Source organism: Psychrobacter sp. Arc29 (genome assembly GCF_041431175.1).
Lineage (GTDB): Bacteria > Pseudomonadota > Gammaproteobacteria > Pseudomonadales > Moraxellaceae > Psychrobacter.
The window spans coordinates 154,967-181,471 of sequence record NZ_JASMRR010000005.1 but is presented as its reverse complement, the minus strand read 5'-3'; the positions used below and the strand labels follow the sequence as shown (position 1 = coordinate 181,471).

Sequence of the window (26,505 nt, the reverse complement as noted above, 5' to 3'; positions counted from 1 at the left end):
AACTGGAAATATCACTACCATCCTTCCTTACTAGAGAATAATATGAATAAACAGTCTGGTACTACTGCTGACAATGCACCGCATGAAGTCACACGCAAAGTATCTGTTGCCATTATTGGCGCAGGTACTGCAGGTCAAAATGCCTTTCGCCAAGCAAGTAAAATCAAAGACGATGTCGTCATTATCAACGAAGGGTTTTGGACAACAACCTGTATCGCTGTCGGCTGTATGCCTAGCAAACTACTGATTGCAGCGGCAGATCGTGCACATGATGCCAATCATTCGGCTGAGTTTGGTATTCATGCAACTGCGCAAATAGACGGCAAACAGGTGATGCAGCGTGTACGTGATGAGCGCAGTCATTTTGCTAGTTACATCAAAAAACAAGTAGATAGCTGGCCCGATCACAAAAAAATCGATGGGCGCGCTCATATTAACGAGCAAGGGCTAATCGAGGTCAATGATGAGCGCATTGCAGCTGAGCAAATCATTGTAGCGACAGGTAGCTCACCGTTTATACCGGATGGTTGGGCGGATAAGCTTGGTGACACCCTACTCACCTCTGATAGTGTGTTTGAGCTTACAGATTTACCCAACTCTATGGCGGTGGTAGGTGCAGGCGCCATTGGTCTAGAGCTTGCGCAAGCATTTACGCGTTTGGGCGTAGAGGTGACGCTATTTAACCGAGTCAAACGAGTGGCTGGCCTAAAAGATGATGACATCAATGACAAAGCAATCGACTGCTTAAGTAGTGAGCTGACCATGCATTTGGGCAGTAAAATTACTGATGTCGGCACAAAGGCTGATGCAGGTAGCGATAGTGCGTTTATTGAATACGAAGATAGTGCTGGTGCATCGCAGCAGTGGCAAGGTGAGTGTGTGTTAGTCGCTACTGGCCGCCGCAACAATATCAAGCAGCTTGGCATCGAAAATCTAGGCGTTGAACTCGATGACAAAAACCGTCCGAAAAACTTAAGTAAAAAGACGGGCCAGATTGGTGATTCAAATATCTACATCGTTGGTGATGCCAATGCTCACATTCCTCTGCTGCACGTAGCAAGTGATGAGGGCTATAGTGCTGGTAACATGGTCTGTGAAAATACAGAAGATGCCTATATCCGTCCGCCAGCTACCCCTTTTTCTATCGTATTTTGCTCGCCACAAATCGTCAATGTCGGTATGTCTCTACCCGAGATTCAAAAAGACCCTGAGTTAGAGTTTGTGATTGGTAGCGTAAGTTTTGATAACCAAGGGCGCAGCCGTGTGATGGGTGTGAATTGTGGTCTGCTACATATTTATGGCTGCAAAAAAACCGACAGAATATTAGGTGCTAGCATGGTAGGCCCTGATGCTGAATACATCGGTCATATATTGGCCACAGCGATTACCAATGACTTGAGTATTAAAGACATGCTCGATACGCCTTTTTATCACCCTACGATATTAGAAGGATTGCGTACGGCATTACGTGATGTGCAAGACAAAATGGAAATACCCTATCAATCTCAGGACGCTCAGGAAGACAATTTTTAATTTACAGCCAAGCCTTGCTCTAAAAAATAGAGTTAGGCTTAGGCATCACTCATGCTATATTTGATTGACTAGACAACTTGAGGTGACATGTGACCAGACACCTCATTTATCAAACTTTGTATAAACACACCCTGCATGGACGAAAAAATGCCAATCGCTAGTGTTACCGACTTTTTTAAAGAAATCATTCGTGACCTGCATACTAGCCTCTACCTTGCGCTTGGCGGATCTATAGACGAAGAGTCGCTCAATTGGTCTTCTCAAGCAGTAGAGCTTGCCAGCACTGGCATAAAAATCCTGATACTGCTTGCGGTATTGGGATTTTTTTATTGGTTGGCCAATTATATTCTCAAGCAAAGCAGAGCCAAAATTCGTTTAAATGATCGCCGTACCAAGATTGCCCGCTCAACGCTACGTTACGTTTGGATTGTCGCCAGTCTGATAGCGATCATGAGTCAGATAAATTTTGAACCAGAAACCATCAAGGCGACAGCAAAAGCAAGTACGTGGGCTGGTATCTACTACGTACTGTGGGCATCGTCTGGTCAGATTATTCATAAAGTCCTACAGCATTATGGACTCAATGCCTCGATAGAGCAGCTGCTCAAAAACATCTTGTCGGTACTCCTATTGGTACTCGGGCTTGCCAGCGTGATGGCACAATTTGGTTTTGATATCGTATCGTTAGTTGCAGGTTTGGGTATTGTCGGCTTAGCTGTCGGTTTCGCTGCTCAATCGACGCTTGCCAACTTTATCGCCGGTATCACTATTTTGCTGGAGCAGTCCTTTCAAGTTGGGGACTGGATTCATATCAACGATAATGAGGGGCGCGTGGTGCTTATTGCTTTACGCACTACCCATATCCTAACTCGAGACAATATTACTGTTATTATTCCAAACTCTAATGTCGCCTCCTCAGAAGTGATTAACTTAACCTCCAAAAACTTTATACGTTTTGATATTCGTGTCCGTATTGCCTTTGAAGATGATATCGAAACGGCGCGCAAAGAGATTTTGCAAGTACTCAGCAATACCGATGCAGTACTCAATCGTCCTGAGACTTCAGCGACCGTCGCCGAAATTGGGGAGTATGGCGTATTTTTTATCGTGCGTTTTTGGGTCAAGCCAGCAGCCGTGGCACGTATACCCAAAATCAAAGAAGTGCTACAAGAAGAGATAAAAATTGCCTTTGATGCGGCCAATATCTCGACGCCCTATCCACATATGCGCCTGCTTATGCCAAAAGACGTCGACTACCCTATCGCTACTAAACCTTTTGCAACCACTACTCAAGTTGTATCAGGAAAGGCATCATTGGCAAAGGGAGAGTAGCTAACTTATTTTCATGTATTTCGCTATCGCACCTCAAACTTGTCGCACCTATTGCACCTTAAACATTGCCACTTTGAACCATCCTATCGTGAATTATGGTAAAATTACTGGTTAAAACATCTATTTTATTATTTGCCTCTTTTGTCAATTTAGCCCACAGGTACCCGTATGACCGAACAAACCGCAGCTGCACCCTCTTCTACATTGTCGCTTGATCTTATCATTACTTGTGCCGATGGGCTTGAGGCACCGCTGCAGACTGAGCTGACAAGTTTCGGTATTGATAGCGAAATCAAAAGTACTGGTCGTCTTGCCGTCACGGGTGATTTACGCGACTTGTATACTATCTGCCTTTGGTCACGTGTGGCTTCGCGGGTATTAATGCTCATCAAACGCAAAAACATCAATGCAGAATACGATGTTGCAGAGCAGCTATATGGTTTGGCAAAATCCGTCAATTGGACTGAGCAGTTTAATTTGGAGCAAACCTTTGCCATCCGTCTATCTGTTGATAAGCGCGTTGCCGTCAGCCAGCAGTTTGCCATGCTACGTGTCAAAGATGCCATTGCGGATACATTCAACGAAGTATACGACAGCCGTCCGAATGTCGATAGCAAAAACCCAGATTTTTCTATCTTTGCGACCGTCAATGACAAACAAGCCGAGCTGTATTTAGATTTATCAGGGACCAGTTTGCATCGCCGTGGTTATCGCGTGGCTATGACAGAAGCCCCATTAAAAGAAAACTTGGCAGCTGCCCTACTCTATAGCGCTGGTTGGCACAAGAAAAACGAAGCAGGCGATGCGCCTTACTACAATGCGTTAATAGACCCAATGTGTGGCTCTGGTACTTTCCTTATCGAAGCGCTACTCATGCACTGTGATTATGCCGTAGGTATTGATAAAGCTGCCAATCAATTTGGTTTCTATGAGTGGCAGCATCATGATGAGACGCTATGGCAGGAGATGATTGAGGATGCACAGACACGTTTTCGCGAAGCATTAGAGATTGCCAATGAGCAACCAGATACGCTGCCGCTTGTGTTGGGTTTTGATGCTGATAATGGCGCGATTATCGCAACCGAAAAAAACCTCATCGCAGCAGGTCTTCAAGATTTGCTCCCGCTACTCGACATCGAACAGCGTGCGCTTGATCAACTCGGTAACGCCCTAAAACCGCTCGTGGATGATGGTCGATTGAGTAATCCTTTAATCATTACCAACCCGCCTTATGGTGAGCGTTTGGGTGATGAGGAAATGATCAAGCCACTGTATCAAGCCATTGGCCTAATTGTGCAAGACAGCTTTGCGGGCAGCGGTATCGATCCAATGCTTGGCATATTGGCTGCTCGTGTCGAGCAAGTAGATATCCTACCGATTAAAGAACCAAAAACGTTACGCTGTCATAATGGCGCTATCACCGTCTATTTCCGCTACGGAACGCTTATCGCTGGGCAGACAGGCAATCTTGTCAGCCGTTTTGAAAAGCGTGAGATCGAAGTAGAAGACGGACAGGACTTTATCAATCGTCTACAAAAAAACCTGACCAAGCTTAAGAAACTGGCTAAAAAAGACAATGTCAGCAACATTCGTGTTTACGATGCTGACTTGCCTGACTTCAAAGTCGCGATCGATTTATACGGCGATTATGCCCACGTGCAAGAGTATGCACCGCCTAAAACAATTCCACCTGAAACGGCCAAAAAACGCTTTAACCTAGCACTGATGGGTATCCGTGAAGTCTTTGATATTAATCGTGAGCAAATCTTTATCAAAACACGTGCCCGCCAGTCTGGTAATGATCAGTACAGCAAACAGAACACCACAGAAAAACGCGGCAAGTTTCATGTCGCCCGCGAAGATGGTGCTTATTTCTATGTTAATTTTACGGATTATCTAGATACGGGTCTGTTCATCGATCACCGTAATATGCGTGCACGGATCAAAGACAACAGCCGCGGCAAATCTGTACTTAACCTGTTTGCTTATACTTGTACTGCCAGTGTGCATGCAGCGCTTGCTGGTGCCAAAAAAGTCACGAGCGTTGATTTGTCACAGAACTATTTAGATTGGGGCAAACAGAATTTTGTGCTCAATGGTCTAGACGTCAGCCGCAATAAATATCAATTCGTTGCTGCCGATATCTTTGAATGGATAAAAGACAATACCGAACAGTTTGATATTATCTTTATTGATCCGCCGACTTTCTCAAACTCGAAGAAGTTTCAAGGTACTTTTGATGTACAGCGTGACCATGCGGCCCTTATAAATCGTGCGATGAACCGCTTAACATCCGATGGCGTTTTGTATTTTTCTAATAACTTCACGCGCTTTGAGCTAGATGAGCAGTTAGTCGAGCGCTACGATATCGTTAATATCACGCAAAAGACGATTGGCTTTGACTTCAATATCAAAAAGCCCATTCATCAAAGCTTTGAGATTCGCCATCGCTAAAGTTTATAAGCTAGTATTTATAAATAGAGTAATTCATCGCGGCAGCATAACTACCTGAAACTTAGGTTTTTTGTCCAATGTATATGAAATATAACCATGACCCAATCGGCTTTGATTGGGTCATTTTTTGTTGTTATGATAGAGCATTAATAGGCGATGGATTTGCGCAGTGATAGCGTAATCATCGCCTTTTATTTCATAAAATCGCTAACATCTAATAACAAGGGTAATCTTATGGCTTTATCATTAAATAAAGGCGGCAATCTATCGCTGACGAAAACAGATCCAAACCTAACCAAACTGCTTATCGGTCTTGGCTGGGATGAGCGCGCGACTTCTGGTGCTGAGTTTGACCTAGATGCCAGTGTGTTTTTGTTAAATAGCGCAGGTAAAGTGCGCGGCGATCATGATTTTATCTTCTATAATCAGCTCAAATCTGATAATGGCGCGGTCGAGCACACAGGTGACAACCGTACTGGCGAAGGCGATGGTGATGATGAAGTTATCAAAGTAAATTTAACCCAAGTACCTGCTGACGTTGATAAAGTAGTCGTGACGGTGACTATCCATGACGCTGCTACTCGCAACCAAAACTTCGGTCAGGTAGCCAATGCCTTTATCCGTGTTGTTAATGAAGAGACCGGCACTGAAGTGGTACGTTTTGATCTAGCAGAAGATTACTCTGTTGAGACAGCCATGGTATTCGGTGAAGTATATCGCCACAACGGTGAATGGAAATTCCGTGCGGTAGGTCAAGGTTATTCAGGTGGCTTACAGGCGATGTGCCATCAGTACGGCGTTGATATCTAGAGCCTTATTTTTATTGGCATTTGGGCTATCAGCCATTCCGATTATCACGTCCAAAATATCAAGCGACCATCGTTGCAAATAGTCACAATTTTTAATGCCCCAATGACTAGTAATGCTTTACGTTTCGTTTAAAATTATGCATAAAAAGTGGTTAGCAATAACCACTTTTTTGCGGCTTGTGTCTATACTAGACCAGCTTTACGCAACCAGACAGGATGTGTCATGAGACATTTTTATTTAGACATTATCTTCACAATCATTGCCTTAGCAATAGCGGCATGGTGGGGATATTCACATGGCGGTATGGGTGGTTTAATCACTACACTATCTATTACTGCTATTTTGGCCGTCATGGAGATTTCGCTATCTTTTGACAACGCGGTGGTCAACGCTTCAGTCCTCAAGGGCTGGGACGAATTTTGGAAAAAGATATTTTTAACCGTGGGTATTTTAATCGCGGTATTCGGTATGCGCTTGGTCTTCCCTATTGTCATCGTTGCGGTTACCGCTGACCTTGGTATGATGCAAGTGATCGATTTGGCATTGAACAATCCTCAAGAATACTCAGCCAGATTGATGGCACATCACGCTGAAATTTCAGCATTTGGTGGTATTTTCTTACTATTGGTTTTCTTGAACTTTATTTTTGATGACAAAGATGTCCATTGGTTTGAATGGCTTGAGAGCCGTTTGGTCAAGCTAGGCAAAGTCGATGCGATGAGCGTATTTGTTGCGCTTATCGTCCTAATGATTGCCGTATCATGGGCCAGCGCAGAGCAGTCAAGTGCTGTGCTCATTGCTGGCGTTTGGGGCATTCTAGTATACCTTGGAGTACAGGTCGTATCTGGTATGCTAGAAGGTGATCTCGAAGAAGACTTAGAGAACGAAGGAAGTGGCGCCGCCGCGACCAGCGCTATCATGAAAGGCGGTATCATTGGTTTCTTATACTTAGAAGTCCTCGATGCTTCATTTAGTTTCGATGGTGTGATTGGCGCATTTGCCATTACCAATGATGTCATCGTTATCATGCTTGGTCTTGCCATTGGTGCGATGTTCGTACGCTCGATGACTATCTTCTTGGTAGACAAAGGCACGCTTGATGAGTTTATTTATCTTGAGCATGGTGCGCATTATGCCATTGGCGCACTGGCCATCATTATGCTGTTGTCTGTGAAGTTCCATGTACCAGAAATCATTACTGGCCTTATCGGTATTGCCTTTATTGGTTTTGCATTATGGGCATCGCTGAAACATCGTAAAGCGGAAGCAGCAAGGCTTAATTAGCACCTGTTGTCCGCATGATGCTGTATAGCTTTGAGCAGGTCGTATCATCAGATATGGCCTGCTTTTTTGCGTTATAATGTCAGGCGTTAGTCACACGGCAAATCCTTATCTATCGCCAAAATATGTGCGTATTTTGCCTCACATACAATTTTTTCATCACTACTATACGTTATTCGGTTAGAATCCTCGTCCTTCAATCACTCACCAAAAATGAGACCCTTCAACTACTATGCAACAGATTCTTGATGATATTGCCGCACAGATGGCACTTGAAACCGATCGTGGAAAAGTAGCGGACTATATCCCGCAACTGGCACATATAGATCCAAACCAGTTTGGTATTGCAGTAGCGACACCTGACGGAAAGATGTATACAGCAGGCAATGCGAGCACTCTGTTTTCGATCCAAAGTATTTCTAAGATATTTACTCTAACCATTGCACTTGGCAAATTGGGCGATGGGCTTTGGACACACGTTGGTCGTGAACCCTCAGGTGACCCTTTTAACTCAATCGTCATGCTAGAACATGAAACTGGTCGACCACGCAATCCATTCATCAATGCTGGTGCCATTGCTGTGGTAGATGCGATCATGATGGGTCACGAACCTAGAGAAATATTGGCTGAGATTCTACAGTTTGTGCATTTTATTACGGACGATGAATCCATCCGCTTTGACCATAAAGTGGCAGCGTCTGAGATGGAGCACAAAGACCGCAACGCCTCGCTTGCGCACTTTATGAAATCCTTTGGTCGTCTCAAGCACGATGTGGATAAGGTGTTGGGTACTTACTTTCATCAATGCTCGATTGAGATGAATTGCCAGCAATTAGCCAGCGCCGGTCTGTACTTGGTCTCTAACGGGGTTGATAAGCACTCAGGGGTACGTGTAATCAACGAGCACCGAGCCAGAAGGATTAACTCGCTAATGATGATGTGCGGTCATTATGATGGATCTGGTGAGTTTGCCTATCGCGTCGGTTTGCCTGGTAAAAGTGGGGTTGGTGGCGGTATTTTGACTATAGCTCCCGGTAAAGGCTCTATCGCTGTCTGGTCGCCAGGGCTGGATCATATCGGAAACTCCAAGCTTGGGTTAAAAGCATTAGAGCTGTTTGTACAAGAAACGGGCTGGTCGGTTTTTGCGGAATAAAAGCTTTACCTAAATACTTTCATCGATGGATTATTCAGCACAATATTACGTCTAAATTTTATTGAGTTGTCAAGCTTACAGCGGGTCGTACCAACATATCTGGTACGATCCGCTTTTTTTGGTTATGCCTTTGCAACCTAACGTAGGTTCCTCTTCATTCTATAGCTTAATCCAAAGGAAACAGCCATTAAATAATTTACCTTTGCATAACAATACGTTAACCACTATTGCTAAGATGATTAAAAAGTATCAAAAATGCAGGGTTATTATGTCGCTTAGTAAGCATATAGTAAGCGCACAAAATACGCCTTGCTTAGTGAGCAAACGCTTAGTATAGTAAAACGTAATGATATGCAGGACGTGGTGTACAGCTAGGTTCTTTACCAGTTGTCCTTTCATATCAGTCACTGCACAACTTTTAGTTTATTTTTTAAACCCAATCCACTTAATTATTAATCCAAAGGATATTTGTATGGCTATTAGCTTAACAAAAGGCGGCAACGTAAACTTATCAAAAGAAGCACCAGGTTTAACCAACATCACAGTTGGTCTAGGCTGGGATCCACGCGCAACTGACGGTCAAGAGTTTGACTTGGATGCTATTGGCTTCTTAATCAATGAAGCGGGCAAAGTCCGTAACGACCAAGATTTTATCTTTTTTAATAACCTAAAGTCAGACAATGGCGCCGTTGAGCACACTGGTGACAACCGTACTGGCGAAGGCGATGGCGATGACGAAAAAATCAAAATCAATCTTGCGAGCATCCCAGCTGATGTGAGCAAAGTTGCCATTTGTGCGATCATCTATGAAGGCCAAGCACGTAACCAAAACTTCGGTCAAGTTGGCGATGCTTATATCCGTGTTGTAAACGACAATGGCGCAGCTGAAATTGCCCGTTACGACCTATCAGAAGATGGCAGCACTGAAACGGCTATGATCTTTGGTGAGCTATATCGTCATAACGGCGACTGGAAATTCCGTGCCGTCGGTCAAGGTTTCAGCGGTGGTCTTGGACCATTAGCAGCGTCTTACGGCGTGAACGTATAACGTTAAATTGACGTAAATATCTAGCGAGCCAAGCGTTGCTATCAGTTTTCTGATAGCGACGCCTATAAGCCATCAAGTGTGCCCTTTTAACGCATTTGATGGCTTTAAATTTAATAGGCTCATCAATATAAAAACGCTAAAACACATAGGTCTATACCCGCACATTAAGAGCACCTATCAAAGATATTAGAATAAGGATTTGCACCCTATGGCCGCAACATTCAGTTTAATCGGTACTATTGAGCCTTTTTTGCATTGTAATCTCAAAAAAGGCGATTCAATTTATTGTGAAGCCAATGCAATGGTGATGATGGAGTCTAACCTTGAGCTAAAAGGTAAGCTACAAGGTGGCTTGATGCAATCGCTCATGCGCCGCTTTGCCAATGATGAATCTTTGTTTCAACAGCAGATTGAAGCGGTCCATGGTGAAGGTGATTGCTTGCTTGCGCCCACACTAGATGGCGACATGCAAATCATTGAGGTGGGGTTACAGCAATATACATTGAGTGATGGTGCTTTTGTCGCGGCGCAAACTGGCGTTGATATCAGAGCCAATATTCAGCGTAATCTGGGCGGCGCGGTATTCGGTGATACTGGTGGCTTTATGGTCATGCAGACGCAAGGAAAAGGTCAGGTTGTGGTATCTGGTTTTGGCTCATTGTTTGAGATTGAGGTCACACCAGACAAAGATGTCATCATTGATAATGGTCATGTGGTTTGCTGGGATTCGAACCTCGATTATAAACTGTCCGTCTCGACCAGTAAGAAAAAAGGCATCATGAGCAATATCATCAATTCCGTCACCAGTGGCGAGGGTATGGTTCTGAACTTTTCAGGAAACGGCAAAGTCATTATTTGCTCGCGTAATCGTGACAGTTATCAAGGATGGCTGCAAAGCGTCTTAGGCACTAGCTCAGGTGGACGCGGCGGCAACGGTGGTTTTTTAGATAATATCTTATAGCATCTTTTAGAACTATGTTTAAGCAGTTTTACTCACAATTACCATAAGGATACTCACATGGCAGTTAGTCTACAAAAAGGGCAGAAAATCTCCCTAAGCAAAGAAGCAGGCGGCGAGCTGACTCAAGTTAAATTGGGTCTAGGTTGGGATGTTGCTCAAGGTCCACAAGACAAGAAAGGTGGCTTTTTAGGTAAATTATTCGGCGGCGGTAGCGGCGGCGATTCTATCGATTTGGATGCTTCGTGCATCATGTTTGACGCAAACAAACAAGCGGTCGATGCTATCTGGTTCAGTCAGCTCAAGTCAAAAGATGGCAGTATCGTTCATACGGGTGACAACCGTACTGGCGACGGCGATGGTGATGATGAAGTCATCAATGTTGATCTCTCAAAAGTCCCGGCCAATGTGACTTCATTAGTATTTACGGTCAATAGCTTTACGGGTCAGACATTTGAGACGGTAGAAAATGCGTTTTGCCGTATCGTTAATGCCAATAATAATAGCGAAGTAGCTCGCTACAACTTATCCGCCCAAGGTGGGCATACAGCGATGGTGATGGCAAAAGTCTATCGTCATAACAACGAATGGAAAATGCACGCTATTGGCGAGACTGCGTCTGGTCGCACCTTCCATGACTTAATGCCAGCGATTACGCCACATGCTTAATTGAGTTGAGCCTTTAACTGGACTATTAATAACTTAGTTAATTAATACTCCAGTTAAATAGTTTATTTCAAAAAAGAGCGGCCCATCTATTAGTAGATGGGCCGCTCTTTTTTGTTTATCATTTATATAGTACAAATATTATTTACGTCCACGCTTCCAGCTAAAGCCCCAATTAAAGGCCTTATCCATCTCTTGATGACCTTTGAAATATTGGTTAATACGTTCAACATTGATACTGCCTTGCTGATTGACAAGGCGCGCAATCGCACACATCGGCAAGTTACCAGCCCCTTCTGTTAGGCGCGTCTCGATCGGTGACTGATCGGGTACATGAATCGTCACGACCCCATCGGTTTTTTCCCAGTTTGGCGCGCCCTCATAAATAAAGGCAAAGATAAATACTTCTTCAATCTGTGACCACTGCTGACCATTGATATCGAGCCACTCGCCACCACTTACCTGCCCCGTTCTATCATCCGCTCGCAAGCACACATACGGCGCTGATTGCAGACTACCAAAACGGTCACCCAATGCTTGAATGAGGGTCTTTTCGCCATTTTTCAGATGAATCATCGCGCCAACATCTAGATCAATACCACTTGATTGATGCTGCTTAAACAGATCGCCTAATAGGCCTTTTTTGGGTGCTGACTTATTACTCTCTGGACGTTGGTTCCAATCTAAGTTTACGGAAATTTTGCCAAAGTCGTCACGTTTTTTGAGATTGATGCTCGATTGGTTCTTGGTTAAGGTGATTTTGCTAAGATTAATCGAAGGAGTAGCAGGAATCGGTGGCGGGGTGCTCGCTTGAGAGGTACTGCCTGCTTTTTGCGTATTGATGGGTCGCTGGGTATTGATCGGCTGAGCCTGATTCTGCGATGCGTTCTGGTTTTGAGCTGGCGCTTCATCTGCAATCTCGACCCCGAAGTGTTCAGATAACGGTTTTAACCCTCCCTCAAATCCTTGAGCGATAAAACGAAACTTCCAGCTGCCCTGCCGACGATAGCATTCGGCCAAAATAATGGCTTTTTCGTTACGTCCAGCACTGCTCAGCTGACAAGTCATCAATACCTGACTGCCTTGTAGTACTTGAATATCCACATCACCAACTTGTGCCAATGTCTGCGCGCTAGAGAATGCCAAGGCAATTTTTTCAATATCCGCAGGCTGCGCAGATAGGTTGATATCAAAAAATCCGTCGCTGTCGTGACCACGAAAACTAACATTGCCGTCATCGCTACGTTTCTGACCATAAAATATCATGTCACCATCGCCGCGTACTTTGCCATCAGTCGTCAGACGATAAGCGGCGCAATCAATGGCATTTTGGCTTAAGATGCGAACACTAATATTATCAGTTGGTAATGGCGCATTGGCACCTGCGATCAGTTGTTGAGGTTGATTCATCATACGTCCTTTGGATTCTTTATTATGTTGTCGTCGTTGTAATTGGCATGCTCACTATTGTCATATAGTAGCATGAATATTACGAACATTTTAAACCGAGCAATCGCGCTACTAGCTACCAAATCACTATTACAAATCCTTTTGCCTATTTCATCAGGGGCATTTATAACCTGTGCCATTTGTATATAATATATGCTGCTGAATGATCAAATTTTGACTATACTGCCGCCAGTTTTCAATAACCGTATCCACTCATCCAACCCCCTACATATGATAATAACGCTGAGAGAATTATGACTAACCTTGCTAACGATAGCGTCCACTCCACATCAATAGCTGCTTGGTTAGCTGAAGGTCAATCCAGCCAGCGCGATATGTTAGAGAGCTTACAGAACTTAAAAAGTAAATCTAATACTCCTTTTAATATTATCGCCTCACACCGTCATAACCGACCTGAGATTTTTGAATTTGCTGATAAGGTCTATCGCGAACCGTATCCGGCAAAAGCAGCCATAGTTGATGAGATAGAAGATAATATAGAAGATAATATAGAAGAAATGACTAAGTCAGCGACGCCTCGCTGGCAATTCGTCTTGGAACACGCCAAAGAGAACAACGTTAAAGTCTTATTGACGGGCCGCAATGGGGTCGATTATGAAGCGCATCGTGAGGCGTTTGATGCCGCTGGTATTCGTTTGCTAACAGGGGCAACCAGCGTAGCCGCACTAGAGTCGATCGAAGATAAATTTGCCTTTATGCAACAGTGTCACCAGCACAATATCCCCGTCGCTGATGCTTGGCGCTTTGATAATGTGACAGAGCTGGAAGCATTACTTGCCGAGCACGGTCATCAGCCCCTATGTGTCAAACCAGTTATTGGTATTTTTGCTCAAGGGTTTTGGCGATTGGATTTAGGCAAAGAAACTGATAAGCACTACGATAGCTTTGAGCACTTGTACTTCACTGAAGAGAAAAAAATCAATACTGCGCAATTTATCAATGCCTATACCAACAGTCTGATGGTGCGTGAGCGACCTATTCCTATGCTACTCATGCCATATTTGTCAGGGCAAGAATACTCTATCGATGTAGTCTGCGAATACGGTGAAGTATTGGCCGCTGTCACTCGTTATAAAACCGGCAAAATACAACATATCGGCTATGAGCAATCCGTCATGGATGTGGTGACTCCATTGATTAGAGCTTTTGGCTGTGATGGTATCGTCAGTGTGCAGACCAAAGCTGATGATGACGGTCAGCACCGTGTGCTTGAGATCAATAGCCGTCCGTCCGGTGGTATTGGTTACACGACGCATAGCGGTGTGGATTTGACACAGGTCGGATTTGGCTATTGGCTTGGTCTAACTGATAAACCAACACTGGCTGATATCACGCAACAAATAACACCCTGTCAAGTACGCTCCATTATGGTGGGCGTAAAAATTGAAGATGCTGCTGAATAAGTAAAAACAAGCAGGCAACGTAAAGAACGACTGACGACCGAGTATATACCAATAAGAGGTAGACGATGACAGCACAGACCACACTCGTGTTAGGCGCCAATGCTGTTATCGCAGACGTGCGCTGCTTGGTCGCATTTTCTAGCGCTTCTCCGCTTAGGTTTGGACAGCAGCTTGGGCTACTATGGCTGCCTCTAGATGCCAATCGTCAGGCCGTTTGTAGCCCAGCTTATTTACATGAGCCCAAAGACTGGGCAACGATAGATGATGCCAATAACCCAAGCAAATGGCAGCTTGATCTACCCAAATTGTTTGAGCAACAAGGTGTGCATTTTTTACAGCTGATTGCTTATACTTACGATGAGCCTAGCCTGAACTTGCCTGCGGTTGAGCTAAGCGACGTTTGCCTAAATCTCAATCATGGTGCACTTCGCTATGACTTTACAGCACGCGAACGCCACGTCAAAGCCGCCATTATATTAGAGATATATCAGCGTAATGGACAGTTTAAATGTCGAGCGCTTGGCGAAGCTTCGACCCAAGGTTTGGTGAGTCTTGAACAGAGAGTACAAGTCAGTCTTGATGTTCGTCCACCCAACACACATGCACGTATCCAAGCAGCACAGCAACAGCAACAGCAAGCCTACCCTCACAATGAAATGCGTCCGCCTCGTCAAGTGCAGGCAGGTGAAACATGGACAGGGACGGCGTTTGCCATTGATCCGTACCACTTGCTTACCTGCTATCATGTGATTGAGTCGGCTCAAATAATTGGCATACGTCAGCAAGGTCAGCCTGATCGCGAGGCACAAGTCTTGCTCAGTGATATCGGTAGCGACTCCGCTATTATCAGAGTCAGCGACCCATTGCCCAGCCATATCCCATTGGCACAGCAATGTAGTGATATATTGGGTGAGACCATTACCACGCTGGGATTTCCATTATCAGGACTGAGCAGTCAACTACAAGTCACACAAGGCTGTATCTCAGGGCTAACGGGCTTAAACGATGATATTCGTTATCTTCAGTTTACCGCGCCCATTCAGCCTGGCTCTAGTGGTAGTCCTTTACTACTACCAACTGGCGAGGTCGTTGGTATGGTGACCGCCAGTCTCGTTCATGAACATGCACAAAACATGAACTATGCGGTGAAATTTCAGTTATTATCTGCCTTAATTGCGAGCGCTGGCATCAGTTTGGAGAGTAAGGCTGATTCATCAAGCGCTATGCCTTTGACTACACCGCAACTCAGCAAGCAAAGTCGCAGTGCATTGTGGCTGGTTGGCTGTCAGGGTTAAGAAGTCTATACCTATATAAAATGAAAAGTGCAAAGGAATATGAATGTTAAATAAGCAACACAGTACGAGCATCACCCTACCTCGCGGTACCCTTGATCTGACCTATCAGACCAACTCAGCAACTAACAAAAATAGCTTGGAACAAAATGAAAGTTATCAATTAGAAGACCTGCTTGGGTTTGCCCAACGCATTAACCCAAAACGGGCGTTTTTGTTTGTCTCAAAAGTATTGGGTCGTCATATTCCTGTGGCACCTAGCACCATGCGAAATGCCTTTACTGACTTAGCCAATTTAGTTCCTAATGATTTGCCTGCACCCGTTCTGGTCATTGGTATGGCAGAGACAGCAGTAGGTCTATCTGCTGGCGTGCATCAAGCGCTGCAAACACGCTATCCGCAAGCTCTATTGTTGAACTCTACTCGTCATGCTCAGCATAGTGACAATAACTCCGAAGCGTTACTAACAACGTTTAATGAAGATCATAGTCATGCCAGCCAGCATTTGATTTATCAAAGTACAGATACCATCACGCAAGAGCAGCTGCTTGCCAGCAAAACGCTGATTATGGTCGATGATGAAGCATCAACCGGCAATACCTGTGTCAATGTCGTCACTGCCTTACGTGATGCAGGGCTCACTCAGTTAGAGCAAGTACATCTAACGACTTTGGTTGATTGGTCATTGGATCAAGAAAACACGAACCAGCAGACAGATGGCGAGCAGCCTGCGCGTATGGCAGATCGCTTGACTGGTATTGAGTTTCATCGCCATCACTTACTGTCTGGCGCTTGGCAATGGACAGACGCGCCCAACCCAGAGCCTATCACTATGCCATCGGTTGATACTACTGCCGCTGGTAGTCAAGCGCTTGGATTTACAGGCAATTGGGGACGTTTTCCCACATTAAATAGCACAGATGGGTTTGACAATTACCTATCAAACTTTCAGGCTGCATTTGCAGGCTTCTATAATCAAGACAGCTTTGATATCACTCAATTGTCCAAAAAAATATTGGTTTTGGGGAGCAATGAGTTTGTTTGGTTGCCGTTTTTATTGGCTGAATGGCTTGAGACAACGTCTCAAAACCTAAAAGATGACACGGATACTATCGTTAAATTTAGTGCATTGACGCGCTCACCGATTGCGCTTGGCGGGGCCATCACTACCATGCTGAGCTTTCATGATAATTACGGGCTGGGCATGACCAACTTTGCTTATAATGTCGATTCAAAAGAATGGGACTTGATTGTGTTGTGTGTGGAAACAGCTGCTGATAGCGTGGATGCGATGTGGCGCAGTTTAGAGAATGTTTTGGTAGTCAGTCCGACGACTTAAACCATTCTTTCACCTTCATACTTACTGTTTATGGACGATGTCATGACTATCCCATTTTTCAAGCCCAACCGCGATATTATCAAACCATATGCCTTAATGGATTTGGACGACACATTATTTCAAACCCAGCGTAAAATTGATACTTGGCAAGTCCCAACTGCAGAGCCAGAATACTTGGTTTGTGCGACGGTCAATAAGCAAAACGAGCCACTAAGTTTCATGAGTCAGCGCCAAGTGACTTTTTTTAATTGGCTACTCAATAGCACTGAATTAATCGTAGTAACAGCACGTGACCGCAGTGAAATTAAGCGTGTAAAACTGCCATTCGACAGTTGGCAAGTATTGACTCATGGTGCCATTATTTTGACGGCTGATGGGCAACTACTAAGCGCGTGGCAGCAGCATATGTATAACAAGCTTGCACCGCTGCAAGATAAGTTAAACCAACTGAGCGAGATTTTTGCTAGTCATAGCAAAAGTGAGCAGAGTCATTTGGTATTTACGCCGCATGTCGATAGCTTTGACAATGGGTCTGTAAATGAAGAATTAAAGATTTATCTAGCGATTAAACACGCGCAAAAAGACCATCAAGCGTTAATAGATTTGGCTAAAAAATTGCCCACGTTAATACGCGATTTTGAGCAAGATTTTTATGTGCATGTGAATGCCAATAATCTAGCGATATTACCGCACTCGGTACATAAGCGTCATGCCGTACAGTTTTTATTAGACAATCATTTAGACCATCAGCGTCCTAGTTTTGGTTTTGGTGATAGCTTGGCAGATTTGCCTTTTCTGCAACTGCTTGACTGGTACGGTATGCCAAGCCGCGGTCAGATGCACGAGCAATATCAGTCTCAGCTATCTGTCTAATTGTTCGGGCTAGATCGTCAGGCTAAACGATCAGTTTAGAGCACCCGTTTAAATCATTAGCCTAAAGAATCAGCCCAGAAAATTAGTCCAAAAAACAGTCACAGAACCTCCTTTTATCATCACGAGTGCCATTATTCATATTATGACTTTACCTAACATACAGACTAATAGAGCCAATCTAAACAATTACGGCTCAGGTAGCTATCTTGCCAGCGATGTGACAGTCCTACTCGATATCGTTGATAAAGACGTTGTTGCTGATGTGCCCGTCAGCCAAAAAGAAGCACTTATCCAAAATGGGCAACGTCACTACTCTGATATGTTGACTTTGGAGCAAGCGCCTACCGCGATGCATGAGCAGCTATACAGTCAAGCGCTAGCGCAAGGTGGTGAGAGAGCCGCAACTGATATCGCACGCTTAGCGCATACCATACATCATGTTTTTCAGCATAAAGTAAGTGATGAGCATCCGCTAGTCTTGGTCAGTTTGGTACGGGCAGGGCTACCAATTGGCGTGCTATTGCAGCGCGCGTTGTCTGACACAGATAGTAGCTATCACTTACCAAGCAAGCATTATGGCATCAGCATCATTCGTGATCGTGGGCTTGATCCTGTGGCGCTGCAAATGCTGCTGGACGATTATCCAGACAGCCCAATTGTATTTGTCGATGGCTGGACAGGTAAAGGTGCGATTTATAAAGAGCTGGCTCGTAGCTTAGAAGCATTTAGCGACACGGCTCATGCCAACTTTGCCAATATTTTTCATCAAGGTGCTGATGTCATTCCGCTACTGACTCTTGCTGATCCTGCAGGTGTTGCTTGGTTAGCTGCGAGCGCGGAAGATTGGTTAATTCCATCGGGTTTGTTAAATAGTACCGTATCAGGGCTGATTTCACGCAGTTTATACACCGAGCCTCAATCAGGGCCACACCGTAGTGTCTTCTATGATAATTTGATAGAGGTAGACCATAGCTTGGCTTTTATCGATCATATTGATGCAGCCAGACGCTCATTGACTATGCTGCCAGAGCATTTGCCGACCTATCAGCAGCCGCGCTACCAGACGGCAGCATTAATAGATACGCTCGCAGTAGACTATGATATTACCAATCGCAACCGTATCAAGCCAACTATCGCCGAGGCAACACGCGCTATCTTGCGCCGTGATCCAGAACGTATATTGCTCGCGACCGCGGCGCATCCCGATACCGTACTACTGCGTCATTTATGTGCGCAACGAGGCATCACTATTGATGTATTAGGTGATAAAATACTGCCTTATCAAGCCATCACCCTTATCAAGCAACGAGCCAAAGACAGTTAATGCTTTTGGCATGAGCACCACTAGCGCGATTGAACGCTTGCCCTTTACCTCTCTATTTATGATGCCAATTATGTCAGATATACAATACAACGAATCAGAGCTTTATCAGGATACTCAGTCTTATGCGCATCTGATTACTGAGCGTCATGCGATGGTCAGACCGCACACACATCATCCATACCAGCTGGGTGCTAGCCTATATATGCCTGCCACTCGCCAAGACATCTGGCAAGTGATTAAGCGCGACAAGCTACCAACGATCAATAGTATTATTATTTGTTTAGAAGATGCCGTCAGTCACGAAGATGTGGATCTGGCACTTGAGCGTTTGCGTACGCTGCTGGGTACGTGGGCTGAGCATGTCAATAGCATCAATGATCCATCGCGAGCTGCTGCTATTCACGCACAGCACCCAACGCGTCCACTGGTCTTTATACGTCCGCGTAGCCCGATGATGCTACAGCAATTGGCTGACTATGCGCATATTGATCTTATTGATGGCTTTGTCATGCCAAAAGTCGATATGTATAGCTTATCCAATTGGCGCATGGCTTGTCAGAATCTCAGTGTTGACCATCTGTTGATGCCGACGCTTGAAACGGCCGCATTATTTAACCCGCATCATAACCAAGAGCTGGCTATTGCCTTTAAAGAAGCCTTTAGTCAGCCAGTGTTTGCGCTACGTATCGGTGGTAATGACTTATTTGCTGCGCTGCGCTTGCGTCGTCCAAAGAATAGCATTGTCTATGATACGCCTATCGGCACCCTTGCCTATCAAATGCTTGGCTGCTTTGTACCGCATGGCTTTTATCTGACAGCACCAGTATTTGAGTACTTGGACCAGCCGACCCTCTTTATGCAGGAGCTAAACCGCGATGTCAGTTTGGGACTGGTAGGCAAAACCGTCATTCACCCAAGCCAAATTGCACTCGTGCAACAAGCCTACTGTGTACCGCTAAGTAAATTGGATGAAGCGCAAGCGATCCTGCACTCTGAGGCCAAGGCCGTATTTAAGTACAATAATACCATGCTAGAACCTGCAACCCATCGTGCATGGGCAACCGAAATCGTCAATCGTGCAGAAGCATTTGGCACCATTGATGATGGTCACAGTCAATACAGCTCACGAATGTAATCGTTAACTATGTGATATCTCTTAATACCATACAAAAAGCCGCTACCTTTTATTAATAGCGGCTTTTTTTTATGGATCTTTATAGACTACTGCTTAAACAACCTGACAATATAAAACCTCTCATTAACCGCTAAACATTACACGCAGTTTTCCAAAAACTGATTGAGCACTCGGTTCACTTGATCAGGCTCTTCCACTGTCGACGTATGGCCAGCGCCTTTAACAATAGCAAGCTTCGACCCAGCAATAGCAAAATGCATGCGCTCAGACTTTGCATAAGGCGTGGCGGCATCTTCATCACCCACGACGATAAGTGTCGGTGTCGTGATATTACCCAATTGCTCATAAGTGCCAGTGCGATCGATGACACCCATTGTTGCCTTAACGACACCATCCTTGCGATTACTTTGTAGCATCGTCAGCCACTGTTTGCGATCAGATTTGCGCAGCTTGTCGGCCAAAAAAGTGCTGCCAAACATAATCGGCATGACTTTATTGCTCACGCGCTTCATACCAAGCCAGCGAATGGCTTTGACTAACTTACGATACTGCGGGACATTTTTTGGATCTTCAGGGTCGGCTGATGTCTCAAGCAGCGTTAATGATAGCAGCAAATCCGGTCGCTTAAGCGCAATACGTTGAGCGACAAATCCGCCCATGGATAACCCAACAAAATGACATTTAGCAATAGCGAGTGCGTCAAGTAACCCTAGCGTATCTTCGGTCAATGTCTCCATATCATAGCCAGATTTGGTAATCTGTGACTGACCCTGCCCACGAAAATCAAACGCAATACAGCGATAGTCTGTTTGAAAATACTCTACCTGCTTGTCATACATCTGCGAGCTCCACAGCAGACCATGAGCAAACACGATAACGGGTTTTTGCGTGTCATTTGGCGCACTGTCTTCATAATAGATATCGACATCGTTGGCTTTTATCGTTGGCATAATCACTTCCTTGTTTGATGAAAACTTTGATTAATCAGTTGGGCTGCGCATGACCTAACGCGCTACCTGCATAGTAGCATAGTCTATTAATATGTCAGGAAGTCACCTTTTTATGAACCATGCGTCTCATCTGTATCTTATTCATACACTCTTTTTGTTCATACAGACATGACAGTTTATACGAGCAACTCAAAGACTTAACCGCCATGTAGATGTGTCTTAAGCGCCCACAAAACCTGCTTTTATAATGAGCGCAAGCTGCTATAGTAATCAGCATTGCATTATTTTTTACCATTAATTTGTCCTGCTGTCTCTTATATGGGCACCCAGAATCGCCATTTAAAACAGTCATTGAAAATAAGGAAATCTCAGATGTCACAGCCTATCGTTGATTATCAAGTGAATAATCACATTGCCACCATTACGTTTAACGATCCAAAAAGCCTAAATGCGTTTGGCACGCCACTAAAAAACAATGTATTAATAGCGCTAGATAAAGCGGCGTCTGATGATCAAGTACGAGTGATTATCTTGCAAGGCGCTGGTGGTAATTTTTCAAGCGGCGGCGATATCAAAGAGATGCTATCTGAAGGACTGGACAAAAACGTCATCTCAACCAAGTTGAGAGGTATGGTAGAAGGCGCCGGCGAAGTCAGCCTAAAGCTACGTGATGTCCATAAACCAATCATTGCCAAATTAGAAGGTGCCGTAGCAGGCGCTGGTATGAACTTAGCGCTTACTTGTGATTTTCGTATCGCAGCAGACAATGCAAAGTTTGTCCAAGCCTTTGTTAATATCGGTTTAGTGCCAGATGCAGGCGGTATTTATTTATTGAATCAATTGGTTGGTGCCGCAAAAGCCACTGAGCTTGTGATGCTGGGTGATAAGCTAAAAGCAGAAGATATGGCGCGCTTAAATCTGGTAAACAACGTAGTCAGTGCTGACGAGCTAGATGCCACCGTACAAGCATTGGCGCTACGATTAAGCCAGTTGCCAGGTAAAGCCCTAGCCGCTATGAAAGAGAGCTTCAATGTACATGCGTTTGCTGGGTTAAGTGATGCGCTAGATACGGAAGTAGAACAACAGACCGTAATGGCAAAAACCGATGACTTTATCGAAGGTGTTAGCGCCTTTATCGAAAAGCGTAAGCCTGTTTATCAAGGTAAATAACTGAGTAGTAGGCTGGTTGATTTGACGGCTAAATGCATTCCTAACCAGATAAAGCATATTGAAAACATCAAAAAAAGGGCTGCCAATATAGTAGCCCTCTTTTCGTTTATGTCTGCGGTTAAGAAGCAGACGCTGACTTATACTGATACGGTAAAGTAAATATCTTGTCAAAAATAAAGGTAAATACGAAATTGTAAATCAAGAAAAACACCAGTAAGGCCGCTTCCATCATAAACGCTTGGAGCAAGCCAACGTGATACCAAATCATATATAACGGTAAGCAGATCAAAACCAAACCAACTTCAAATATCAAGGCATGAACACTACGAATAAGCAGCGTACGCTCTGCTATTTGCCTGCGCTCCTCCCAAGTCTCAAAAGCGGTGTTGTATACAAAGTTCCAAATGATTGCAGCCAGCGATACCATCATCGCGACAGGTAGAGAATCCGATGCATCGCTATTGCTGAGTTTCATTAATACAAAGGTAGAAGAGATAATTGCGACAATCTCGAACACAATTACGTAGGCAATACGACGTTTGAACGGTGATAACGTAATCATCAACCAAGACTCCAAAGCACCTGTTCTTAAACAAAAAAGTGCGTATCAAAGTATCGGTCCGTCCCGAGATAAAAAAGAGAGGTGAAATGCAGAGCCACGGTTTCCGCCTGCACTTATATTATACATAAGATGACTTAGAAAATCAGCCAGTACATTTATACAGACGTAAACAGATTTATCAAAAACCGACCTTATCCTAGGCCAGACTATTTTGCTGGCGGGCCCCATTGATTGGTTTCAGGCTTAGTATCATTAGCACAAAATACAAGAAACACAATGCCGCCTATCAGTGGTATTAAGGATATTAAAAACCACCATCCTGAGCGACCCGTATCATGTAACCTGCGAATACCAACAGCAATACTGGGTAAAGCAAGACCAAGCGCTACAACTATATAAACAGGCCCTGTTTCTGCGTCAAAAATAATTGCATCTATTATCATCGCAAAAATTGCCAAGATCATATATACCAAAGAAAAATACCAAAACTCTTTACGGCGAGCACGACCAGAGAAATTGACATAATTTCTCATGCCCTTTTTAAACCAGTCAATGATGCCGTAATTTGCTTCAGCGCTATGATTGTTAGCCATCGTAGATCTGGGCAGTGGCGGCGGAGTCGCTTTATCAAGCTTAATATTATTTTCCATAGGGCTTTTTATCTCAGTCGTGAAAAGTAGAAATCGTCAGTGAAAATTACCAACAATTAGCTTTGATTATAGATACTCAATAAAAGTTTGTAAATGAATACTAGTTTTCTTAGAGTCATCAATAAAAAACCCCGGATCATCACGATACGGGGTTTTTATTTATTCAAAAACGTTTAGCTTAAACGTCAACCAAGACTAGCTCAATTGAGCAACGTTGATCTTGTCTGCTTCTTCCGTATAGTCTTCCATACGATCGAAGTTCATGTATTGATACACTTCATCACCCATGCTATTTAGCATGCCAGCATACTGCTGATATTCATCGTTAGTCGGCAATTTACCAAGTACGGCGGCAACTGCGGCAAGCTCTGCAGAAGCTAGGTATACGTTAGCGCCTTGACCTAGACGGTTCGGAAAGTTACGAGTCGAGGTCGATACCGCAGTAGATTTCGGTGCGATACGTGCTTGGTTACCCATACATAGTGAACAACCTGGCATTTCAGTACGAGCGCCGGCTTGTGCATAGATGTTGTAGTAACCTTCTTCCATCAACTGGCGTGCATCCATCTTGGTCGGTGGTGCAATCCATAGACGAGTTTTCAGGCTACCTGCTGGTACGTCTTGTAGCAATTTACCTGCCGCACGGAAGTGACCGATGTTAGTCATACATGAACCAATGAATACTTCATCAATGGTATCACCAGCGACGTCTGCTAGCGTTTTTGCATCATCTGGATCGTTCGGGCAGCAAAGGATCGGCTCTTTGATGTCTGACATGTCGATCGTGATGTCGATCGCGTATTCAGCATCGTCATCAGCGCGCATGAGGCTTGGGTTAGCCAACCACTCTTGCATTTGCTCAACACGGCGACTAATCGTACGCGCATCGCCATAGCCTTCACTGATCATCCACTTAAGCAGCGTGATGTTTGAGTTTAGGTACTCAGTCACTGATGCTTCAGACAAAGTGATAGTACAACCAGCCGCACTACGCTCAGCTGAGGCATCAGACAATTCAAACGCCTGCTCAGCAGTCAAATCTTCTAGACCTTCGATTTCAAGAATACGGCCATTGAACTCGTTGATTTTACCTTTCTTATCAACAGTCAAGTAACCTTCTTTGATCGCTTGATAAGGAATAGCATGTACTAGATCACGCAAGGTGATACCAGGCTGACGCTCACCAACAAAACGAACACGGACAGATTCAGGCATATCAAGTGGCATCACACCAGTTGCCGCTGCGAAAGCAACTAGACCAGAACCTGCTGGGAACGAGATACCCATTGGGAAACGAGTATGCGAGTCACCACCAGTACCAACGGTATCTGGCAGTAGCATACGGTTCAACCATGAGTGAATGATACCATCACCTGGACGTAAGCTGACGCCGCCACGATTCATGATAAAGTCAGGTAGTGTGTGCTGAGTCTCAACGTCAACTGGCTTTGGATAAGCCGCCGTATGACAGAATGACTGCATCACGAGATCCGCTTGGAAACCCAAACATGCCAAGTCTTTTAGCTCGTCACGGGTCATTGGGCCAGTCGTATCCTGAGAGCCGACCGTCGTCATCTTAGGCTCACAGTACATACCTGGACGTACGCCTTCTAGGCCACATGCTTTACCAACCATTTTTTGCGCTAGCGTAAAGCCTTTACCCGTATCGGCTGGCTCTTCTGGCTTAGCAAACACGTCTGAGTGACCAAGACCCATGTACTCACGCGCACGGTTGGTCAAACCACGACCAACGATCAATGGGATACGGCCGCCAGCACGCACTTCATCAAGCAAAGTAGGTGAGCTTAGCGTAAACGTTGAGAGCACTTCATCAGAGTCATGCTTGGTGATTTTGCCGTCATGTGGGTAGATGTCAAACACATCACCCATATTTAGGTTATCAACCGCAACTTTTTCGATTGGCAATGCGCCAGAATCTTCCATGGTGTTGAAGAAAATCGGAGCAATGTTATTACCGAGTACTAGACCGCCGCCACGTTTATTTGGCACGTTAGGGATGTCTTCACCCATCAACCACAATACTGAGTTGGTTGCAGACTTACGGCTAGAACCCGTACCAACCACGTCACCAACATAAGCTAATGGATGGCCTTTTTCTTTCAATTCTTCGATTTGCTTCATTGGACCAACAACACCCTCTTCGTCAGCATTGATGCCGTCGCGAGAGTTTTTGTGCATGGCTAGTGAATGCAATGGGATATCAGGACGGCTCCATGCGTCTTGCGCAGGTGACAAATCATCCGTGTTGGTCTCACCAGTGACTTTAAACGTCGTGTAAGTGGTTTTCTTTGGTACTTCAGGGCGGTTCAAGAACCATTCTGCGTCAGCCCAAGATTGAACGACTTCTTTAGCAATGGTGTTGCCCGCTTCAGCTTTTTCAGTCACGTCATTGAATGCGTCAAATACTAGCAAAGTTTTCTTCAATGCTTCAGCAGCGTCTTGTGCGACTTCGCTGTCATCTAGTGCCGCAACCAATGGTTGAACGTTGTAACCACCTTGCATAGTACCTAAAATTTGAACCGCTTTTTGCTTGCTGATCAATGGTGATGATGTCTCACCTTTTAAGATAGCAGCCAAAAATGCCGCTTTGACGTAGGCTGCTTGGTCAACACCAGCAGGGATACGGTTTTCTAGCAAGTTCATCAAAAATGCATCTTCGCCTGCTGGCGGGTTCTTTAGTAATTCAACCAACTCTGCTACTTGTTTTTCGTTCAATGGTAGCGGAACCGTTCCTAGCTCAGCACGTTCTTCGACATGTTTACGATAAGCTTCTAACACAATAGTCGTCCTCGTCAGTTGGGGTTTAGCACATTACGTGGGTAGTCAGCATGACCGCCTGCGTCTATATACTATAGGGAATAATTATCCGTGCAATCATAGCTTAAAACGCTCTAAATGTTAATGGCTCAGCCCTGAAAAGGCTCATAGTAAGGCCATATCCAACATTTATTATAAAAATAGTCCCATCAATAATATGATTGCACGCCTTATAATCGCTCGTATTTACGTACCTGCACTGATCGATAAAAACTTGCTTTATGAGTGCGCAGACACCATATGACTGTTATACGCTTTTATAAG

Annotated in this window: 21 protein-coding genes; 16 read left to right on the top strand and 5 right to left on the bottom strand. The window is 44.6% G+C overall.

The window, feature by feature from the left end; translation table 11 throughout:
• Positions 1–42 precede the first annotated feature (42 nt).
• The 9 genes from QO189_RS08840 to QO189_RS08800 all read left to right on the top strand — a co-directional run bounded on the left by QO189_RS08840 (position 43) and on the right by QO189_RS08800 (position 11,238).
• Positions 43–1,533 carry a dihydrolipoyl dehydrogenase gene (locus QO189_RS08840; protein WP_371532447.1) on the top strand — a complete coding sequence of 497 codons (1,491 nt, stop codon included), beginning with the start codon at positions 43–45 and terminating at the stop codon, positions 1,531–1,533.
• Between the two features lie 147 nt (positions 1,534–1,680).
• Positions 1,681–2,865 carry a mechanosensitive ion channel family protein gene (locus QO189_RS08835; RefSeq protein ID WP_371532446.1) on the top strand — a complete coding sequence of 395 codons (1,185 nt, stop codon included), beginning with the start codon at positions 1,681–1,683 and terminating at the stop codon, positions 2,863–2,865.
• A 168-nt stretch (positions 2,866–3,033) separates the two neighbouring features.
• The gene (gene rlmKL / locus QO189_RS08830) at positions 3,034–5,319 is read left to right on the top strand and encodes a bifunctional 23S rRNA (guanine(2069)-N(7))-methyltransferase RlmK/23S rRNA (guanine(2445)-N(2))-methyltransferase RlmL (protein ID WP_371532445.1); all 2,286 of its coding nucleotides are present in this window, start codon (positions 3,034–3,036) and stop codon (positions 5,317–5,319) included.
• A gap of 234 nt (positions 5,320–5,553) precedes the next feature.
• Positions 5,554–6,129: a TerD family protein gene (locus QO189_RS08825; RefSeq protein ID WP_371532444.1), complete on the top strand. Its 576-nt coding sequence runs from the start codon at positions 5,554–5,556 to the stop codon at positions 6,127–6,129.
• A 222-nt stretch (positions 6,130–6,351) separates the two neighbouring features.
• The gene (locus QO189_RS08820; protein ID WP_371532443.1) at positions 6,352–7,413 is read left to right on the top strand and encodes a DUF475 domain-containing protein; all 1,062 of its coding nucleotides are present in this window, start codon (positions 6,352–6,354) and stop codon (positions 7,411–7,413) included.
• Between the two features lie 229 nt (positions 7,414–7,642).
• Positions 7,643–8,563 carry a glutaminase gene (locus QO189_RS08815; protein ID WP_238036965.1) on the top strand — a complete coding sequence of 307 codons (921 nt, stop codon included), beginning with the start codon at positions 7,643–7,645 and terminating at the stop codon, positions 8,561–8,563.
• A gap of 472 nt (positions 8,564–9,035) precedes the next feature.
• Positions 9,036–9,611 (top strand): TerD family protein, encoded by a 576-nt coding sequence (locus QO189_RS08810; protein WP_101206441.1) that lies wholly within the window; start codon positions 9,036–9,038, stop codon positions 9,609–9,611.
• Between the two features lie 208 nt (positions 9,612–9,819).
• Entirely contained in the window at positions 9,820–10,572 is a 753-nt protein-coding gene (locus QO189_RS08805; protein ID WP_371532442.1) for a TIGR00266 family protein, read from the top strand.
• A 57-nt stretch (positions 10,573–10,629) separates the two neighbouring features.
• Entirely contained in the window at positions 10,630–11,238 is a 609-nt protein-coding gene (locus QO189_RS08800; RefSeq protein WP_371532441.1) for a TerD family protein, read from the top strand.
• 138 nt (positions 11,239–11,376) lie between these two features.
• Here the strand turns inward: QO189_RS08800 and QO189_RS08795 are convergent, their stop codons facing one another.
• Entirely contained in the window at positions 11,377–12,645 is a 1,269-nt protein-coding gene (locus QO189_RS08795; RefSeq protein WP_371532440.1) for a TerD family protein, read from the bottom strand.
• A gap of 293 nt (positions 12,646–12,938) precedes the next feature.
• On the opposite strand from QO189_RS08795, the gene QO189_RS08790 reads away from it, so the two are divergent.
• From QO189_RS08790 to QO189_RS08765, 6 genes are all read left to right on the top strand, one after another.
• On the top strand, positions 12,939–14,108 hold the full coding sequence (locus tag QO189_RS08790) for an ATP-grasp domain-containing protein (RefSeq protein ID WP_371532439.1): 1,170 nt from the start codon (positions 12,939–12,941) through the stop codon (positions 14,106–14,108).
• 65 nt (positions 14,109–14,173) lie between these two features.
• Positions 14,174–15,403 (top strand): serine protease, encoded by a 1,230-nt coding sequence (locus QO189_RS08785; protein ID WP_371532438.1) that lies wholly within the window; start codon positions 14,174–14,176, stop codon positions 15,401–15,403.
• Between the two features lie 43 nt (positions 15,404–15,446).
• Positions 15,447–16,739, top strand: coding sequence for a phosphoribosyltransferase domain-containing protein (locus tag QO189_RS08780; RefSeq protein ID WP_371532437.1), 1,293 nt, complete (start codon positions 15,447–15,449; stop codon positions 16,737–16,739).
• Positions 16,740–16,781: 42 nt separating this feature from the next.
• A complete protein-coding gene (locus tag QO189_RS08775) occupies positions 16,782–17,612 on the top strand; it encodes an HAD hydrolase family protein (protein WP_371532436.1) in 831 nt (276 codons plus the stop codon).
• A 142-nt stretch (positions 17,613–17,754) separates the two neighbouring features.
• Complete coding sequence (locus QO189_RS08770) at positions 17,755–18,936, top strand: cysteine protease StiP domain-containing protein (protein ID WP_371532435.1); 1,182 nt, start codon at positions 17,755–17,757, stop codon at positions 18,934–18,936.
• A 10-nt stretch (positions 18,937–18,946) separates the two neighbouring features.
• Positions 18,947–20,071 carry an HpcH/HpaI aldolase/citrate lyase family protein gene (locus QO189_RS08765; protein ID WP_371532434.1) on the top strand — a complete coding sequence of 375 codons (1,125 nt, stop codon included), beginning with the start codon at positions 18,947–18,949 and terminating at the stop codon, positions 20,069–20,071.
• A 137-nt stretch (positions 20,072–20,208) separates the two neighbouring features.
• Here QO189_RS08765 and QO189_RS08760 read toward each other — a convergent pair whose 3' ends face one another.
• Entirely contained in the window at positions 20,209–21,021 is an 813-nt protein-coding gene (locus tag QO189_RS08760; RefSeq protein ID WP_371532433.1) for an alpha/beta fold hydrolase, read from the bottom strand.
• 372 nt (positions 21,022–21,393) lie between these two features.
• Here QO189_RS08760 and QO189_RS08755 point away from each other — a divergent pair, with 372 nt between their 5' ends.
• Entirely contained in the window at positions 21,394–22,191 is a 798-nt protein-coding gene (locus tag QO189_RS08755; RefSeq protein ID WP_371532432.1) for an enoyl-CoA hydratase/isomerase family protein, read from the top strand.
• 118 nt (positions 22,192–22,309) lie between these two features.
• Here QO189_RS08755 and QO189_RS08750 read toward each other — a convergent pair whose 3' ends face one another.
• The 3 genes from QO189_RS08750 to acnB all read right to left on the bottom strand — a co-directional run bounded on the left by QO189_RS08750 (position 22,310) and on the right by acnB (position 26,202).
• Positions 22,310–22,753, bottom strand: a complete 444-nt coding sequence (locus QO189_RS08750; protein WP_371532431.1) for a PACE efflux transporter — start codon at positions 22,751–22,753, stop codon at positions 22,310–22,312.
• 206 nt (positions 22,754–22,959) lie between these two features.
• Positions 22,960–23,403: a DUF805 domain-containing protein gene (locus QO189_RS08745; protein WP_371532430.1), complete on the bottom strand. Its 444-nt coding sequence runs from the start codon at positions 23,401–23,403 to the stop codon at positions 22,960–22,962.
• A gap of 195 nt (positions 23,404–23,598) precedes the next feature.
• A complete protein-coding gene (acnB, locus tag QO189_RS08740; RefSeq protein WP_371532429.1) occupies positions 23,599–26,202 on the bottom strand; it encodes a bifunctional aconitate hydratase 2/2-methylisocitrate dehydratase in 2,604 nt (867 codons plus the stop codon).
• Positions 26,203–26,505: the final 303 nt, after the last annotated feature.

Excerpts from the sequence above, each read along its gene's own strand:
- QO189_RS08750 (WP_371532431.1), bottom strand. The coding sequence starts at position 22,753 with ATGATTACGTTATCACCGTTCAAACGTCGTATTGCCTACGTAATTGTG.
- QO189_RS08785 (WP_371532438.1), top strand. The coding sequence starts at position 14,174 with ATGACAGCACAGACCACACTCGTGTTAGGCGCCAATGCTGTTATCGCA.
- QO189_RS08755 (WP_371532432.1), top strand. The coding sequence starts at position 21,394 with ATGTCACAGCCTATCGTTGATTATCAAGTGAATAATCACATTGCCACC.
- QO189_RS08840 (WP_371532447.1), top strand. The coding sequence starts at position 43 with ATGAATAAACAGTCTGGTACTACTGCTGACAATGCACCGCATGAAGTC.
- QO189_RS08780 (WP_371532437.1), top strand. The coding sequence starts at position 15,447 with ATGTTAAATAAGCAACACAGTACGAGCATCACCCTACCTCGCGGTACC.
- QO189_RS08835 (WP_371532446.1), top strand. The coding sequence starts at position 1,681 with ATGCCAATCGCTAGTGTTACCGACTTTTTTAAAGAAATCATTCGTGAC.
- QO189_RS08765 (WP_371532434.1), top strand. The coding sequence starts at position 18,947 with ATGAGCACCACTAGCGCGATTGAACGCTTGCCCTTTACCTCTCTATTT.
- QO189_RS08775 (WP_371532436.1), top strand. The coding sequence starts at position 16,782 with ATGACTATCCCATTTTTCAAGCCCAACCGCGATATTATCAAACCATAT.
- QO189_RS08770 (WP_371532435.1), top strand. The coding sequence starts at position 17,755 with ATGACTTTACCTAACATACAGACTAATAGAGCCAATCTAAACAATTAC.
- QO189_RS08810 (WP_101206441.1), top strand. The coding sequence starts at position 9,036 with ATGGCTATTAGCTTAACAAAAGGCGGCAACGTAAACTTATCAAAAGAA.
- QO189_RS08805 (WP_371532442.1), top strand. The coding sequence starts at position 9,820 with ATGGCCGCAACATTCAGTTTAATCGGTACTATTGAGCCTTTTTTGCAT.
- QO189_RS08745 (WP_371532430.1), bottom strand. The coding sequence starts at position 23,403 with ATGGAAAATAATATTAAGCTTGATAAAGCGACTCCGCCGCCACTGCCC.
- QO189_RS08815 (WP_238036965.1), top strand. The coding sequence starts at position 7,643 with ATGCAACAGATTCTTGATGATATTGCCGCACAGATGGCACTTGAAACC.
- QO189_RS08790 (WP_371532439.1), top strand. The coding sequence starts at position 12,939 with ATGACTAACCTTGCTAACGATAGCGTCCACTCCACATCAATAGCTGCT.
- QO189_RS08760 (WP_371532433.1), bottom strand. The coding sequence starts at position 21,021 with ATGCCAACGATAAAAGCCAACGATGTCGATATCTATTATGAAGACAGT.
- rlmKL (WP_371532445.1), top strand. The coding sequence starts at position 3,034 with ATGACCGAACAAACCGCAGCTGCACCCTCTTCTACATTGTCGCTTGAT.
- QO189_RS08825 (WP_371532444.1), top strand. The coding sequence starts at position 5,554 with ATGGCTTTATCATTAAATAAAGGCGGCAATCTATCGCTGACGAAAACA.
- QO189_RS08820 (WP_371532443.1), top strand. The coding sequence starts at position 6,352 with ATGAGACATTTTTATTTAGACATTATCTTCACAATCATTGCCTTAGCA.
- QO189_RS08795 (WP_371532440.1), bottom strand. The coding sequence starts at position 12,645 with ATGAATCAACCTCAACAACTGATCGCAGGTGCCAATGCGCCATTACCA.
- QO189_RS08800 (WP_371532441.1), top strand. The coding sequence starts at position 10,630 with ATGGCAGTTAGTCTACAAAAAGGGCAGAAAATCTCCCTAAGCAAAGAA.